The organism is Caulobacter sp. HMWF025 (genome assembly GCF_003060965.1).
Classification (GTDB): Bacteria; Pseudomonadota; Alphaproteobacteria; order Caulobacterales; family Caulobacteraceae; genus Caulobacter.
Genome location: NZ_QAII01000031.1, coordinates 53,308 through 68,608, shown reverse-complemented (window position 1 = coordinate 68,608; position 15,301 = coordinate 53,308). Strand labels below are relative to the sequence as shown.

At 64.2% G+C, this 15,301-nt stretch carries 11 protein-coding genes and 1 tRNA gene; 7 read left to right on the top strand and 5 right to left on the bottom strand.

The genetic code is table 11. The features are described from left to right. Window positions 1-83: 83 nt before the first annotated feature. The 4 genes from DBR10_RS18870 to DBR10_RS04400 all read left to right on the top strand — a co-directional run bounded on the left by DBR10_RS18870 (window position 84) and on the right by DBR10_RS04400 (window position 5,384). Complete coding sequence (locus tag DBR10_RS18870) at window positions 84-485, top strand: hypothetical protein (protein ID WP_146184170.1); 402 nt, start codon at window positions 84-86, stop codon at window positions 483-485. A 256-nt stretch (window positions 486-741) separates the two neighbouring features. Then, on the top strand, window positions 742-4,005 hold the full coding sequence (locus DBR10_RS04410; protein WP_108505533.1) for a S41 family peptidase: 3,264 nt from the start codon (window positions 742-744) through the stop codon (window positions 4,003-4,005). A 209-nt stretch (window positions 4,006-4,214) separates the two neighbouring features. After that, window positions 4,215-5,264 (top strand): glycosyltransferase, encoded by a 1,050-nt coding sequence (locus tag DBR10_RS04405; RefSeq protein ID WP_108556165.1) that lies wholly within the window; start codon window positions 4,215-4,217, stop codon window positions 5,262-5,264. 43 nt (window positions 5,265-5,307) lie between these two features. Then, window positions 5,308-5,384: transfer RNA gene (locus DBR10_RS04400), tRNA-Met, on the top strand. A 24-nt stretch (window positions 5,385-5,408) separates the two neighbouring features. On the opposite strand, the gene DBR10_RS04395 is transcribed toward DBR10_RS04400, so the two are convergent. Further along, window positions 5,409-5,867 carry an Lrp/AsnC family transcriptional regulator gene (locus DBR10_RS04395; RefSeq protein WP_108505922.1) on the bottom strand — a complete coding sequence of 153 codons (459 nt, stop codon included), beginning with the start codon at window positions 5,865-5,867 and terminating at the stop codon, window positions 5,409-5,411. Window positions 5,868-5,973: 106 nt separating this feature from the next. On the opposite strand from DBR10_RS04395, the gene DBR10_RS04390 reads away from it, so the two are divergent. Continuing rightward, a complete protein-coding gene (locus DBR10_RS04390) occupies window positions 5,974-7,167 on the top strand; it encodes a methionine gamma-lyase (RefSeq protein WP_108505921.1) in 1,194 nt (397 codons plus the stop codon). Here the strand turns inward: DBR10_RS04390 and DBR10_RS04385 are convergent. Then, window positions 7,164-8,159, bottom strand: a complete 996-nt coding sequence (locus DBR10_RS04385) for a glucokinase (RefSeq protein WP_108505920.1) — start codon at window positions 8,157-8,159, stop codon at window positions 7,164-7,166. The genes DBR10_RS04390 and DBR10_RS04385 overlap by 4 nt on opposite strands. Window positions 8,160-8,483: 324 nt before the next feature. Here DBR10_RS04385 and DBR10_RS04380 point away from each other — a divergent pair, with 324 nt between their 5' ends. After that, window positions 8,484-8,810: a PilZ domain-containing protein gene (locus DBR10_RS04380; RefSeq protein WP_218278523.1), complete on the top strand. Its 327-nt coding sequence runs from the start codon at window positions 8,484-8,486 to the stop codon at window positions 8,808-8,810. A 122-nt stretch (window positions 8,811-8,932) separates the two neighbouring features. Here DBR10_RS04380 and DBR10_RS04375 read toward each other — a convergent pair whose 3' ends face one another. The 3 genes from DBR10_RS04375 to DBR10_RS04365 all read right to left on the bottom strand — a co-directional run bounded on the left by DBR10_RS04375 (window position 8,933) and on the right by DBR10_RS04365 (window position 14,226). Further along, window positions 8,933-9,367: a helix-turn-helix domain-containing protein gene (locus DBR10_RS04375; protein ID WP_108556164.1), complete on the bottom strand. Its 435-nt coding sequence runs from the start codon at window positions 9,365-9,367 to the stop codon at window positions 8,933-8,935. 285 nt (window positions 9,368-9,652) lie between these two features. Further along, window positions 9,653-11,173: a response regulator gene (locus DBR10_RS04370; protein ID WP_108505919.1), complete on the bottom strand. Its 1,521-nt coding sequence runs from the start codon at window positions 11,171-11,173 to the stop codon at window positions 9,653-9,655. Window positions 11,174-11,397: 224 nt separating this feature from the next. Then, complete coding sequence (locus tag DBR10_RS04365) at window positions 11,398-14,226, bottom strand: TonB-dependent receptor (RefSeq protein ID WP_108556163.1); 2,829 nt, start codon at window positions 14,224-14,226, stop codon at window positions 11,398-11,400. A 574-nt stretch (window positions 14,227-14,800) separates the two neighbouring features. On the opposite strand from DBR10_RS04365, the gene DBR10_RS04360 reads away from it, so the two are divergent. Next, window positions 14,801-15,301, top strand: a 501-nt coding sequence (locus DBR10_RS04360) for a 7-cyano-7-deazaguanine synthase (RefSeq protein WP_233243267.1), incomplete at its 3' end; no start/stop codon positions are given.

Here is a 15,301-nt window from a genome sequence, read left to right as displayed (position 1 = left end):
AGGTTGTATTATTTTGAGCACGCGGTAGTTGTTTTTGAAGATGAGGATGTATCGCTCAGCATTCCGCCGGTGAGGCAGCAAATATGACTGATGTTTCAGAATTTCTTCCAATTTCAACTGCAAAGGCGGCGCGGGACGTTACCGACCATATCGCAAGGGCCGACAAGTTGTCTCTTAAGGAGACTCAATGGTTTGTTGTGCACAATGATGGCAGTTATCAATGCGAAGTTGGTTTTCAAATGAGGTCGGGAGATAAGACTTTTGTTGCCCCAATCGGTAAGTTAAATCCCTCTCGATCTGCTTTTGTAAATTTGAGTAATTTCCATGCCAAGATTGATAGTGGAAAAATACTAATGTATTACGGATCAACAAATTTAAAAGTGTTTGAGTGGGAATCAGATTTTTCATTTTCTGTTTACGCCGCTTTTAGCTTCAATGAGGCTTCTGCGGTAAAGCTAATCGATAGAGGGCCTCCTATTTCTTAGTATTTATGGGTTAGTTTATCGAGATTCTATTTGAGTTTATTATTTGTTTTGGTTTTCTGTAAATTGAAAAATTTGTGACTTTTTTTGTGGACCTGTTAAGTTTTCAAATTGATTGAGTTTTGACTATATAGATTTTTTCAAAGCAGTATCGACGTCAAAACCCTCCCTCACTCGCCCTGCCGCCGGTTCAAGCTTGGCAGCGGGCCCGAACGTGTTAGCCCTTTCACCCTCGAAAGTTTCGGTGTGCGGAGCGGTTATGGCTTTTCAGTTCAGGGCGCTGCTGGGCGCGGTGTCGGCGCTGGCGCTGTGTACGGGCCTGCCGGCGGCAGCCGCCGTGACGCCCCTGCCGTCCCTGGCCGAGCCGGCCCTGTCGCCGGACGGGGCCGAGATCGCCTTTGCCTCCGGCGGTGATATCTGGACGGTACCCGCCCGGGGCGGTCAGGCCCGGCTGCTGGTCACCGACCTTGCGACCGAAAGTCGGCCGCTCTATTCGCCAGACGGCACCCAGCTGGCCTTCGTATCCAACCGGGCCGGCTTCGCCAATCTGTATGTGCTGACCCTGGCCACCGGCACCCTCAAGCGCATCACCTATGCCGAGACCAACGAGACCCTGGACGGCTGGTCGCGCGACGGGAAGTGGCTCTATTTCACCTCCGGGGCCAATGACGTGGCGCGGCTGGGTGATGTGTTCCGGGTGGCGGCCGGCGGCGGCACGCCGCTGGAAGTCAGCCGCGAGCGGTTCCTGGCCGAGTTCCACGCCGCGCCTTCGCCCGACGGTCAGTCGGTGGCGCTGATGGCCAAGGGAGTCGGCAACGGCCAGTGGTGGCGCAACGGCCACTCGCACATCGACGAGACCGAGCTGTGGCTGAAACCCATCGTCGCCAGTGCGCCGTACAGGCGCCTGCTGCCGGCCGGAGCCAAGCACCTGTGGCCGATGTGGCGGCCCGACGGCGGCGCGCTCTACTACATGAGCGACGAGAGCGGGACCGAGAACCTCTGGAAGATGTCGCTGGCGGGCGGCAAGCCCGAACAGATTACCCGATTCACCGACGGCCGGGTGCTGTGGCCGACCATCGGACTGGACGGCAAGACCATCGTCTTCGAGCGCAACTTCGCGATCTGGTCGCTGGACACCGCCACCGGCAAGGCGTCCCAGACCCCGATCACCCTGCGCGGTGCCCCGGCGGCGGCGGGCGAGAAGCGGCTGAACGAGACCAGCTTCGACAGCCTGTCGCTGTCGCCCGACGGCAAGAAAGCGGCCATCATTGTCCGGGGCGAGCTATTTGCGGTTTCCACCAAGGACGGCGGCGCGGCCCAGCGGGTAACCCGCACGCCCGGTATCGAACGCGATCCGGTCTGGTCGGCCGACTCTCGCAAGCTCGTCTATGTGTCCGAACGCGACCTGTCGGCCCAGATCTATGAGTATGACTTCGCCACCGGCACCGAACGGGCCCTGACCGCGGGCGAGGGTCGCAACACCGCGCCGGTGGTCTCGCCGGACGGAAAGAGGCTGGCCTATGTCCGCGACGGCAAGCAACTTCGGGTGATCACCTTCGACGGCGGCAAGGTCGCCAAGGACGCGATGATCTTCGAGGGCGCGCTGAGCGGCTTTGACGACAGCTTCGCGGTCTGGTCGCCCGACAGCCAGTGGCTGGCCTTCACCCTCACTGACCGCAAGGCTTTCGACAACATCAACGTCATCCCGGCCGAGGGCGGTGCGGCGCGGCCGGTCAGCTTCCTGGCCAACGGCAATACCGGCGGCAGGATCGCCTGGTCGCCGGACGGCAAGTTCATTCTCGCCGACACCAGCCAGCGCAGCGAAGAGGCCAAGATGCTGCGCATCGACCTGCTGCCCAATACGCCGAAGTATCGCGAAGACGCCTTCCGCGAGCTGTTCAAACCCGGTGAGGCACCCGAGAAGCCCGCGCCGTCCCAGGACCCCTCGTCGAAGACCGATCCGGCAAACCCCGACACCAAGCCCGATCCGGTGAAGGCCGAGGCCCAGTCAGCTGGGGCCAGGCCTGCTGCGGCCAAACCGAAGATCGCCCCGGTGAAGATCGTGTTCGAGGGCATCCGCGAGCGCGCCTCGTTCCTGCCGCTGGGCATGGACGTCTCTGACCCGGTGATCAGCCCTGACGGCAAGACCCTGCTGTTCCAGGCCAGGCAGGCCGGGCAGGTCAATCTCTACACCTACAGCCTGGACGAACTGGCCAAGGAGGCGCCCGTTGCGGTGCAGCTGACCTCGACCCGTCGGCCCAAGGGCGACGCGGCCTTCACGCCCGATTCCAGGGAAGTATTCTTCCTCGAAGGCGGGACAATCGTCTCCAGCCCAGTCGATACACCCAAGCCCAAGCCTCTCGCCGCCAATGCCGAAATGGACATCGACTTCGACCTCGAAAAGGCGGTGGTGTTCGAGCAGGCCTGGGGCATCCTGGATCGCGGCTTCTACGATCCGAAATTCCACGGCCAGGACTGGGCGGCCCTGCGCCGGCAGTGGGCTCCCTATATTGCCGGCGCACGCACCGGCGATGAGCTGCGCCGCAACATCAATCTGCTGATCGGCGAGCTGAATGCCTCGCACTCCGGCATCCGAGCGCCCGATCCTTCAGGGCCGCAGCCGGTTCGGGCCGGCGATCTTGGCCTTCGCTTCGAGCGTGAGGCCTATGAGGCCGGCAAGGGTCTGGTGATCCGCGAGGTGGTGGCGCTGGGTCCGGCCGCCGTCGAAGGCAGCATCAAGCCGGGCGAGACCCTACTGGCGGTCAATGGCACGGCCCTGGAGCCGGGCGTGAACCTGGATCTTCTCCTGCGCGGCCAGTCGGGCAAGAGGGTGACGCTCGGTGTCGCCGGCACGGCCGGCAAGCGCGAGGTCGTGGTCCGTCCCGTCCCTGGCACGGTGGCCACGGGCCTGCTCTATCGCCAGTGGGTCAACGACCGGCGGGCTTATGTGGAAAGGATCAGCGGCGGCAAGCTGGGCTATGTCCACATCGCCGACATGTCGGACGGTTCGCTGGCCCAGCTTTATATCGACCTCGACGCCCAGAACCAGGGGCGCGAGGGCGTGGTCATCGACATCCGCAACAACAACGGCGGCTATGTGAACGGCTATGCGCTGGATGTCTTCACCCGCCGCAACTACCTGATGATGACGCCCCGCGACCGCTTCCCGGTGCCCAGCCGGCAGAATCTGGGCCAGCGGGCCCTGGGCCTGCCGACCGTGCTGGTCACCAACGAGTCTTCGCTGTCGGACGCCGAGGACTTCACCGAAGGCTACCGGGCCCTGGGCTTGGGCAAGGTCGTCGGCAAGCCAACCGCCGGCTGGATCATCTTCACTGGGGCCCGCCAGCTGATCGACGGCTCGTCGGTCCGTCTGCCGTTCATCCGGGTGGAAGACCTGCGCGGCCAGAACATGGAGCTCAATCCGCGCCCGGTGGATGTGGATGTGGACCGGCCGCTGGGCGAGAGCCTGACTGGCGGTGATGCGCAACTGGAGGCGGCGGTGAAGGTCCTGCTGGGGAGGTAGGGGCAGATCCTCCCCCCGAAGGGGGAGGTGGCCCGAAGGGTCGGAGGGGGAAGTTTTTTCGGATCCGGCCGGCGATTTCCCCCTCCGTCGCCTCTCCGAGCCGACACATCCCCGTTCAGGGGGAGGATCGTCAGGTTCTCACCCGCGTTGACACCGGGGGCGCAGACTCCGATGGTCCGCGCCTGTTGCTTTGCCGCCCGGAGCTCCCCTTGACCAATATCCTGCACGCCATGCTCGGCAAGGGACTGGGCGGCCTGGAGCAGGTGTTCCTGGACTATCAGCCGATCCTCGAGGCCCTTGCGGCCCGGCGTGGCGGGACGTGCCGGGGCGTGGTGCGCCGGGGCGGCAAGGTCGCCGTGGCCCAGGCCGGACGCGAGCCGCCGCTGCTGACCATGCCGGCCTTTACGGACTGGGATCCGGTCAGCGTCGGCGGGGCCCGCCGGGTTGTGCGGGCTGCTGATCCGGCCCTGGTTCTAAGCCATGGCCAGCGCCCGGCCCGTCTGTTCGCCAGGGCTGCCGCGCCGGGAACCGTCATGGCCGTCTGTGTGCACAAACCCGTCTTCGACGTCACGCCGGACACCCATTACCTCTGCGTCGGACGTCACCTTGCCAAACTGGCGATCGAGCGCGGCGCGCCGGTTGACCATGTGCATTTCATTCCGAATGCCGTGACCCCGCCTTCGGTTCAGGCCGCGCCGTTCGCCCGCGCCGGCCACAGCGTCCGGATCGTTGCGGCGGGCCGCCTGCATCGCAAGAAGGGCTTCGACGTCCTGATCCGCGCCATCGCCCATCTTCGCGCCTGGGGGCTGGAGGCCACCTGCGAGATCGCCGGCGAGGGGGAGGAGCGGCCGCATCTGGAAGCCCTGGTGGCCGAGCTGGGTCTGGGCGGTGATGTTGCCCTTTCAGGCTGGACCGCTGATGTTCCGGCCTTCCTGGCCAGCGGCGACATCTTTGCCTTCCCCTCGCATCAGGAGGGCTTCCCCCTGACCCTGCTAGAGGCCATGGCCGTGGGGCTGCCGGTGGTCGCTTCGGAGATCGACGGTCCGATCGAGATGCTCAAGGACGGCGTCAACGGCCGACTGGTGCCCGAGGATGATCCGGATCGCCTGGCCGAAGCCCTGGGCGAGCTGATTGCCGACCGGCCCGCCGCCCGGGCCATGGGCCAGGCGGCCAGAACCCTGGTGCTGTCGCAATATGGCCCGGACGAACTGGCCAGACGCCTGGAAGTCGTGGTCGATCTGATGCTGACGAAGACTTGAAGCCGTCGCCGCGAGAGCGTATGACGCGCGTCCGCCCTGGCGCGGTTGGGTAGCTCAGATGGTTAGAGCGGTGGATTCATAACCCACAGGTCGGCGGTTCGATCCCGCCTCCAACCACCAGGACGGCAGTCCCTCCCGAAAGCTTTACCCCGCCACCGGAAACACCCGGGTCTGCTTGACCACGCCATAGGCGAAGCTGGTGTCGATCGAGGCGATGCCGGGAATGGCGTGCAGGCGACGCCGGATGAAGTCCTCATAGGCCTCCAGGCTTTCGACGATCACCCGCAACAGATAGTCGTCGCTGCCGGCCAGCAGAAAGCAGTCGAGGATCTGGTCGATCCGCGCCACCTGGTCTTCAAACCCCTTCACGACATCCTGGCCGTGACGGTCGAGCCGCACGCGGATGAAGACGGTGATCGGCAGGCCATAGGCCTTCTGGTCGACGAGGGCCGTGTAGCCGGTGATCACGCCCCGGTCTTCCAGGTTGCGCAGCCGGCGCAGGCAGGGCGAGGGCGACAGGTTCACCCGGTCGGCCAGGTCCTGATTGGTCAGGCGGCCGTCTTTCTGAAGCTCGCGGATGATCTGGCGGTCTTTGGCGTCCATGGCGGCATCCTGAGCAGAATCTGCCAAACTATGAGGGTATTCGAGCAGAATTGGCAATCTTTCGGCCGGAGTATCGCGTCACTCTGTTCCCAAACGGGAGAGAAACATGCGCGACCAGGCGGGCTTTTCGACGCGGGCGATCCATGCGGGCTATAATCCGGCCGACGAGCAGGGCGCGTTGACGCCGCCGCTGCACCTGACCTCGACCTTCGCCTTCGACAGCGCCGAGGCGGGTGGCGAGATGTTTGCCGGCACCCGGCCGGGCCACTTCTATTCCCGGATCTCCAACCCCACGACCGATCTGCTGGAGCGCCGCATGGCGACCCTCGAAGGCGGTGAGGCCGCCGTCGCCACTGCTTCGGGCATGGGGGCGATCACGGCGGTGATGTGGAGCTTCCTGCAGGCCGGTGACGAGGTGATCACCGACCAGACCCTCTATGGCTGCACCTTCGCCTTCATGCGGGACGGTCTCTCGCGGTTCGGGGTGACCATCACCCAGGTCGACATGACCGATCTCGCCGCCCTGGCCGCGGCCGTAAGCGACAGGACCCGGATCATCTATTTCGAGACCCCGGCCAATCCCAACATGCGGCTGGTCGACATTGCCGGCGCGGCCGGGGTGGCCCGGACCTGCGGCGCCAAGCTGGTGGTCGACAACACCTATGCCACCCCGCTTCTGACCCGCCCGCTGACGCTGGGAGCCGATATCGTGGTGCACTCGGCGACCAAGTATCTGGGCGGCCACGGCGACCTGATCGGCGGGATCGCCGTGGGCGGGGTTGAAGACATGGCCCGCGTTCGCCTGGTGGGGGTGAAGGACATGACGGGGGCGGTGATGTCGCCGTTCACGGCCTTTCTGGTTCTGCGCGGCCTCAAGACCCTGGCCCTGCGCGTACGCCAGCACTGCGCTGCGGCCACGACCGTCGCACGCTGGCTGGAGGCGCATCCGGCGGTGACGCGGGTCGACTATCCAGGCCTGACGAGCTTTCCACAGCATGATCTGGCGCGCCGTCAGTTGGACCTGCCAGGGGGCATGCTGGCTTTTGAACTGGCGGGCGGACACGACGCGGGCGTGGCGATGATGAACCGCCTGACCCTGATCCGCCGCGCCGTCTCGCTGGGTGACGCCGAGACCCTGATCCAGCATCCGGCCAGCATGACCCACTCGACCTATTCGCCGCAGGAGCGCGCCGCAGCCGGGATCAGCGAAGGCCTTGTCCGCCTGTCGGTCGGGCTTGAGGACGAGGCCGATATTCTGGCCGATCTTGAGGCGGCCCTGGCCAGGGTGCCGGCACTCTAGCAGTCGAGATACTTGATCTCGCTGGCGGCGTAGCGGCGGTCATTGGCGCTGAACAGGCTGGAGAGCCCCAGCAGCGTGCATCGCCCCCGGGCGAGATAGACCGGAATGTCCTGCAGATAGGCTTGCATCCGTCCTTTGGCGAGGAAGCGGCGGCAGAAGGCCTCGCGATCCAGCAGGTCGCCGAGTCGCTCGACAAGGGGGCTGTTGAGATAGACGCCACCGCGGGCCGCGAACAGCAGGGCGATATCACCGGCATAGGCCCCGAGCAGGGCACTGAAGACGGTGATCGCTTCCCTGGCGGCGGGATCGCCCTGGCGACAGAGATCGACGACAGCGTTGTCATCAATGGCCACGGAAAGCTCGTCGGTCGGTGCCGCGAAGTGTCCATAGAGGTCGATCAGACCTTGCTGGCTGAGCAGATGTTCAGCCGAGATGTGCCCGTGGCGGCGCGCCAGGCATTCGAAGACGGCGACCTCACGCGGATCTCCGGGAGCAAAGTCGATATGGCCGCCCTCGCTGGGCATGGCCACCCAGCCGTCCGATCGATGCGGGGCGAGACCGGCGACCCCAAGGCCGAGATTTGGGCCGATCACCGCGATGGCACCGCTCCTGGCCGCTGCGCCCGCGTGGACAGTCTCCAGAGCCTCGGGGGCCAGCTTTGGGGCCCCCAGCGCGCAGGCGGTAAAGTCATTGACCAGGTGCACCCTCGGCGTCCGCAGCACACCCCGTAGCCAGCCGGCGGTCAGGGTAAAGCCCGCGCCGCCGGTCAGGGTGATGGCCCCGTCAATCTCCGGTCCGGCCGCGCAAATGGCCCCACCGACCAGATCTTCGGCAATGGCTGGCGGGAGAGCTTCGCTCAGCGCCTCCTCCAGATCGGAGAGGGAGGCGCACGGTATCGCACGATGGGTGGCCGGGGACGCGCCAGGCGGGGCGACCGCCAGAACCAGGTCGCGTCCATTCAAGTCGGCAAGCAGAACCGAGCCTTGGGCCATGGGGCGTTCCCTCAGGGCCGGGTTCACCCCGGCACAATGTAGTTGACGTATCGCTTCGCAACCCGACGATGATCGAATGTCAAAGCAGAGGCAAGAGACCCTGGAAACTTAAGGGATATATTTCGTCAATACACTCGATATCGGATCTTTATTTCAAGTTCTGGTGCGGTGTGGGGTGCGCATTTCGGCAATGAGAGCATAGTGACTGTCAGTATTAAAACGCATGTTTTACGTGGTTAGCCGAATGAAATCATATTCCTGAACGACCGGTTAAGCGCGCCATGTGTTTAGTCGGGCATGTCAAAATTTGCGCCAGGCGTCGAAATGGACCGCAGGCAGGCCCCGCGCATTGCGACGCAAAGGGCCGGCAAGGTGCTGGGCGGAACGTTCGCCTGGGACTGCGTGATCCGGGACATGTCCGACAACGGGCTCCGGGTGCAGATGCTGGCCGGGGTTCGTCCCCCGGTTAGGGCGCAACTCGTCGATCTGCTCGATGGTGTGGCCTGGGACGTCGACACCATCTGGCAGAAGGACCGCGAGTTCGGATTTCGTGTGATCAAGACCTATGACCTGCGAGGCCTGACCCCGGCATCGGCTCGACTGGCCAAGAACATCTGGGCCGCGTCACAGGGGCGCGTTTCGGCAAGTTAGAGGCCTGCGGCCTTTCCGCTCCTTGCTGACCGCGACGTCGGCACACGCACGGCACCCCAGACATGCAAAAGCCCCGGCGATCGCCCGCCGGGGCTTTGTCAGGGCCCTGCTGAAGGGTTCGGTCAGGCCGCGTCGCTGCGACCCGTTTCTTCGGCCATGGCGCGCACAAGATCGAGGACCTGACGGCGAACCCGACCGCGTCCGATGCGCGGAAACACCTCAGCCAGCTCCAGACCTTCCGGCGTGGTCAGGAATTCCTGGACGACCCGTTCGGCATGGGCACCGGCCTCGTCAACGTCCTGGTCGCCGATCGGATCGGCGAGGCCGTCAAAGAAGAATGACACCGGAACCTGAAGGGTGCGGGCAATCTCGTACAGCTTGCTGGCGCTGACCCGATTGGCCCCGCGCTCATACTTCTGAACTTGCTGGAAGGTCAGACCGAGGGAGTCTGCCAGTTGCTCCTGGCTCACACCCATAAGCTTGCGACGCATCCGGACCCGGCTGCCCACGTGCAAATCGACGGGGTTGGGGCGTCTGCCTTCGGTTTCTTCACTCATGTTTCGCCTCCAACGGTTGTGTACAGATTAATGCCACGAGTGACGGCCTTGGGTAAGGCCAGCGTGGCGATCCGCCGCGGAACGGGGCATTTCCTCCCCAATTTGAGTAGTAAATGCCCTGCGGCGCGAGTCTGGATACGCCCATGTCTTGAGCGCGACGCGCTTTCGCCCGTTGCGTGTCTCGTGCGGACCTTCCGTTGCGGCAGACGAATCGCGTGGGGCAGTGGGAAGGGCGCGTTGGGCCGTGTCGTCGAGAGCGATGCTGGCCCGCCGGCAGGCGAGGCGTCAGGCGGCGGCCGCGTCCTCGTCTTCGCCCAGCAGGGCACTCAGGACCATGGCCAGGCGCTCAGGCTTGATGGGCTTCTCGACCACGTCCTGCATGCCGGCGGCCTTGTAAGCCTGGACGTCGTTCGCCCCGGCATTGGCGGTCAGGGCCACGATGGGAATACCGCTGACCCGACCAGGCAGGGTCCGGATGGCGCGGGTGGCCTCGATGCCGTCCATGCGCGGCATCTTGATGTCCATCAGGATCAGGTCAAAGCGGCCGCTGCGGGCCAGATCGACGGCCTCGACGCCGTCGACCGCCTGTTCGGAGGTGCAGTCGAAGAGGTCACAGAGGGCCTCGGCCACCATGCGGTTGGTGGCGTTGTCGTCGACGATCAGGATATGGGCGGCGCGGGTGTCAACCAGGCGCTCACCGCCGGCGGCTTCGCCCTGCTGTGCCAGGGGTGCCACAAGCGAGAACCTGACGGTCAGGCCGGCACCCCGATTGGCAACGGCGGTTAACTCGCCGCCGACATCGCGCATGATCCGATGGGCCAGCGCCATGCCCACACCGAGGACCAGGTCTGAGCGGTCATCCAGATGGGCTGCGCCGAGCGGCGAGAAGATGCGGGCCAGTCGGCTTTCGGCGGGGCCTTGGGTATTGTCCCGGACACTGCCCTCAAGGGCCACCCCCCCGGCGCAGGGGCGGGCGTGCAGACAGGCCTCAATGACGCCGCGACCGCTGGCCAGGGCGCTGTCGATCAGGGCGTCGAAAACCTGCAGCAGTCGCTCGGCATCGGCATCCACGGTGCATTCCGGGTCACCGTCGTAGGAGAACATCAGGGTCGAGCCCCCGGAGGCGGCCTTCTGGCTCCAGGCAACTTCGACCGCATCGGCCAGGTCCCGCAGGCGGACCGGGCTGGGGCGCATGGTGAGTTGGCCATGGGTCGAACGTTGCAGGTCTCTGGCGCGACCCAGCATTTCGCTCATGTCGCGGCTGGTTTCGCTGATGGCGCGCACGAAGGCGCTGGCATCGGCGGACAGGGGCTGTTGTTCCAGCCGCGCCGCGATCGCGAGGACGCCGTCGAGATAGTGGCTGATATCCGTGGCCAGTCGGTCGACGAGGGCTGTGGCGTCGCGGGCTTCGAGGTCCCGACGACGGTGGGAGGCGATCAGGGAGCCCAGGCCCCCGACACCGACATAGAGGCCATTGTCATCCACGGCGATGAAGGCCGAACGGAACACCGGCGTGGTGCGTTCGGCAAGCGTGTCGACGAAACTGTCCGAGTCGAGCGTCATCGGCACCACCCGGGGCGTGACGTCCATGACCTGTGAAATCGGCTGGCGGCTCAGGGTGTCGGCAGCGACCTGCATCATGCCGATCAGAACGTCGCGATAGACCACGCCCATCGGGGCGCCCTGGTCGGAGACCGCTACGGCAAAGGCGTTCGGGTCAGCCGAAAACAGCGCCAGCACGTCCTCGCAAGAGGTGGCCGGTGCGACGGATGGGCGGCGATCGATAAGACGGGAGAGCGTTTCCATGCGGCCGCTTCGCTTGGCATCGGTGGGTTGCCACTTTTGCGCCGTCGCCCTTGAAGAGTCGTTAAGTCGCGGAGATTTCTTGAGAACATGGTTTCCCAAAGGTGGCTTCGAGCCATGGTCTACGGGAATGGCCGGCAGGCGGGACGCGTTCTTTGCAAAGAAAAAGGCGGCGATGGATCGCTCCATCGCCGCCCCGATTTGGCCGCCTCAGATGAGGCGCATCACTACCACTTCTTGGTGATGCTCACGCCGTAGAGGCGCGGCTCCTGGGTGATGACGTTGGTGAACAGGCCCGACGAGTCGTCGCTGGTGTAGGCGTCGATGATCGGAACGTCGTTCAGCAGGTTCTTCACATAGGCATCGATTTCAATGCCCCATTCCGGCTTCTCGACCTTCAGCGTCAGGTTGACGTTTTCCCAGCCCTCGATCTTGTCATAGGCCGTGTTGTAGACGCGGGCATACTGTTCGGTCTGGCGGTAGTAGTCCCCGCGCAGGGTCGCGCCCCAGCCACCGGCCAGGTCCCAGCTGTACTGGGCGCCGACCGAAGCGGTCCAGTGCGGCGAGCTGGGCAGCTCGTTGCCCGAGACGTCGGCCGTGGTGCCTTCGATCGAGTAGCCGGCACCGTAGGTGTAGAGACCGGTTCCGTTGGCCAGGAAGTTCGCCGTGGCAGCCGGAGCGCCGCGGCTTTGCAGGAAGGCCTGGAACACGGCAGGGCCGCCGCAGGCGAACGGCAGGGCAGCGCCCTGGCCGATGGCCAGCAGGGTGGCGACGCCGGTCGAGTTCAGCACGCAGTTGCCGCCGGCGCTGGCATTGGGCAGGCCGGGGCCGACCTTGACCAGGGTGTAGGCCGGGTTGCTCTGGGTCCGGTTCATCGTATCGATCGACTTCACGCCATCACCGATCTTGGTGTGCAGGTAGCCGATGTTGGCGTTGAACTTCAGATCCCGGACCGGCGACCAGATCGACTCGAATTCAAGGCCGTAGACCTCGGCATTGACGTTCTCGTTGACCGAGGTGCGGTTGACGATCTTGGAGATCTGGTAGCCCTGGTAGTCATAGAAGAACCCGGTCGCGTTCAGCAGCAGGCTGCCGCCCATCAGGGTGTTCTTGGTGCCCAGTTCGAAGGCGTTGACGAATTCCGGCGCAAAGGTCTGCGGCACGCCGACCGAGGTCGCCGGGACGCCCGGATTGATGCCGCCGCCCTTGTAGCCCTTCGAGTAGAAGGCATAGAGCAGGGTGTCGTTCGTGAAGCTGAGTTCCGGCTTGTAGTCGAAGCCGAAGCGGCCGGTCAGTTCGCTGAACTCGGAACGCTGGACCGGGGTCACCGGGTCCACCGTCAGGCCGATGCCGGGGGCGAGCAGGACGGTCTTGTAGTTGATGACCGACTTTTCGTCCTTGGTCTGGCGCAGGCCAAGGGTGAACTTCAGCTTTTCGTTGGCCTGCCAGTAGAGTTCACCGAACAGGGCGCTCGACTTCAGGGTATAGGGCGTCTTGTTGTCATAGTAGTTGTGGCCCGAGCCGTCCGGCGTGGCCTTGGTGTCAACACCGATACAGGTCGTCGGCAGGGCGACGGGGCTACAGGCCGGGTTACCGGTGTTCTGGAAGTTCAGGCCCAGAGCCGACAGGGTCAGCGAGTTGCCGATCACGTAGTAGTCGGTGATGCTGTCATAGTCGAACTTGATGCCGCCGAGGTTGAAGTTCAGCGGGCCGTCGAAGTTCGACTGCAGGCGGACTTCATAGCTGGTCTGTTCAGCGGAGTTGGAAGAAATGTCCAGCGTCGTGAACTTGTTCGACAGGCCGGTCTGCGGGTCATTGGTGAAACCACCAGGCGTCAGCGGCGTGTTGTTGAACGGCACGGTCGAGACGTTGCGGTTGTAGTCCTGCTTGGAATAGACCGAGTTCTTGCTGGTCGACATCATCGCCGTCAGCGTCAGGTCATCCGTCAGGTCGTAGTTCAGGGTGAACTGGTAGAGGTCCGATTTCGACCGGTAGATCGGGTCGAACGACGACTCGAACTTGTTCAGGTCGCGGTCGGTGGTGTCACCGGCGTTCACGTCTCCGCTGGTGAAACCGAAGATGTTGCCGAGCATGCCGGTCAGGCTGCCCGACGAGTTGACCGTGCCGTAGGCGGCCGAGTTGTAGAGCGAGGCCGAGGCGCAGCCCTGGGTCAGGAACACCCGTGCCGCACCGGTCGCAACGCCGCCGATGGTGGCCGGACCATTGTCCTTGGTGCAGAGCTGCTTGCCGGTCCGCGAACGCGCGTCGTCTTCGTTGAAGCGCTCGTAGTAGAAGAGGGTGCGCAGCTTGTCTGTCGGGTTGAACATCACCTGGATGCGGCCCGAATACAGGTCGCGGTCATCTACCTTGTTGCCGGTGAAGGTGTTGGTCATGAAGCCGTCGCGCTTCAGATAGGCACCCGATGCGCGGACGGCCAGCTTGTCCTCGTAGATGGGGATGTTGACCATCCCCCGGACCTTCTGCGTGCCGTAGTTGCCGTACTCGGCGCGAGCCATGGCTTCGAAGATGTCGGTCGGCTTGGCCGTGATCAGGTTGACCACGCCGCCGGTGGCGTTACGGCCGTACAGCGTGCCCTGCGGGCCACGCAGCACTTCGACGCGTTCCATGTCGTAGAATTCGGCTTCGAACAGGTTGCCCGACTGCTGGGGCGCGTTGTTCAGGTGGACGCCGACGCCGGCGTCGGCCGAACTGCCGACGGCCCGCGCACCGATGCCGCGGATCTGGAAGTTGAAGCTGTTGGTGAAGTTGCTCTTGGCAAAGGTGACGTTCGGAATGGCCAGCTGAAGATTCGGACCCCCGTCGATCTTCTGGGCTTCCAGCGTGTCCTGGCTGAAGGCGGACACCGCGATAGGAACGTCCTGAAGGGCTTCTTCCTTCTTCTGGGCGGTCACGACCAGTTCTTCGATGACGTTGCTCGGCTGGGCGGATTGTTGACCGCTGGCTTCTTGAGCGAAGGCCGGAGCAGCGACGGCTGACAGCACGGCCGCCGAAGCGCCCATCGCCAACAGACTCCGCAGACGCAGAGATTGCGACATATGAATTCCCTCCCTGAACGCTGCGGCGCCTTATGGCGGTGCCTGCTCGCGTCGTTGTTTCCTCGGTGCCGTACAATCTGCGCTGCGCGGGCGTACGGCTGGCCCCTCGCAACATAGGCTGATTGCATACTTGCGTTCTGTTGCTGTCAACCGCCGCAATCGTATGTGAACGGCGATAGGTTACGCCATTTCACTTTACCGGGTGCCATATTCTCCTGATTGGGGTGGTTTTCGCCGAAATTAGAAAAACCGGTTTGGTCATGCCGTAACGGAAGTCTCGAGCAAATCGCTGAATTCCCTTCCTCGCCTAGGGCTTGACGCTGCGATGCGTTCGCAAGACTTCGTAAAATCGGTGAGTCGGGTATCGAGTGCAGTGAATGTTTCAATTCGGCACAGCGCGATATTTGGCCTGCGATCGGCTGGTCTGCCACAGTGCGCCGGTGTTCCGCCCGGGTGTGCGCCGGATCGAACTTGACCCACGGCCGTTTCGACCCGTCGCGGCCTCGTGTAGAGAAGCGGCGATGTCGATCCGCCTTTCCCATTCAGGCCGCTGCAGGCGGCCGGAGACCCTGTGATGAGTGACTCTGCCCTTGTGCTGTTTTCCGGCGGCCAGGACAGCAGTGTCTGTCTGGCCTGGGCCCTCGAGCGCTATGCCCGCGTCGAGACCGTAGGGTTCGACTACGGCCAGCGGCACGTCGTCGAGATGGAGGCGCGGGTGGCCGTGCGCCATCAGGTCGCCGCCCGCTTCCCCCACTGGGCCGAACGCCTCGGTGAGGATCACGTGCTGGACATCCGCAGTTTCGGGGCGGTCGCCCAGAGTGCACTGACCGACGACCGGGCCATCGAGATGACCGAGCGTGGCCTGCCGTCGACCTTCGTCCCCGGCCGTAACCTTGTGTTCCTGATCTATGCGGCGGCCCTGGCCGACCGACGGGGCATCGACGCCCTGGTCGGTGGCATGTGCGAGACCGACTACTCGGGCTATCCCGACTGTCGACGCGACACTCTGGACGCCATGCAGAGCGCGCTCAACCTGGGTATGGACCGCGGTTTCCGGGTCGAGACGCCCCTGATG

Excerpts from the sequence above, each read along its gene's own strand:
- DBR10_RS18870 (WP_146184170.1), top strand. The coding sequence starts at position 84 with ATGACTGATGTTTCAGAATTTCTTCCAATTTCAACTGCAAAGGCGGCG.
- DBR10_RS04410 (WP_108505533.1), top strand. The coding sequence starts at position 742 with ATGGCTTTTCAGTTCAGGGCGCTGCTGGGCGCGGTGTCGGCGCTGGCG.
- DBR10_RS04380 (WP_218278523.1), top strand. The coding sequence starts at position 8,484 with ATGGACCGCAGGCAGGCCCCGCGCATTGCGACGCAAAGGGCCGGCAAG.
- DBR10_RS04390 (WP_108505921.1), top strand. The coding sequence starts at position 5,974 with ATGCGCGACCAGGCGGGCTTTTCGACGCGGGCGATCCATGCGGGCTAT.
- DBR10_RS04370 (WP_108505919.1), bottom strand. The coding sequence starts at position 11,173 with ATGGAAACGCTCTCCCGTCTTATCGATCGCCGCCCATCCGTCGCACCG.
- DBR10_RS04375 (WP_108556164.1), bottom strand. The coding sequence starts at position 9,367 with ATGAGTGAAGAAACCGAAGGCAGACGCCCCAACCCCGTCGATTTGCAC.
- DBR10_RS04385 (WP_108505920.1), bottom strand. The coding sequence starts at position 8,159 with ATGGCCCAAGGCTCGGTTCTGCTTGCCGACTTGAATGGACGCGACCTG.
- DBR10_RS04395 (WP_108505922.1), bottom strand. The coding sequence starts at position 5,867 with ATGGACGCCAAAGACCGCCAGATCATCCGCGAGCTTCAGAAAGACGGC.
- DBR10_RS04365 (WP_108556163.1), bottom strand. The coding sequence starts at position 14,226 with ATGTCGCAATCTCTGCGTCTGCGGAGTCTGTTGGCGATGGGCGCTTCG.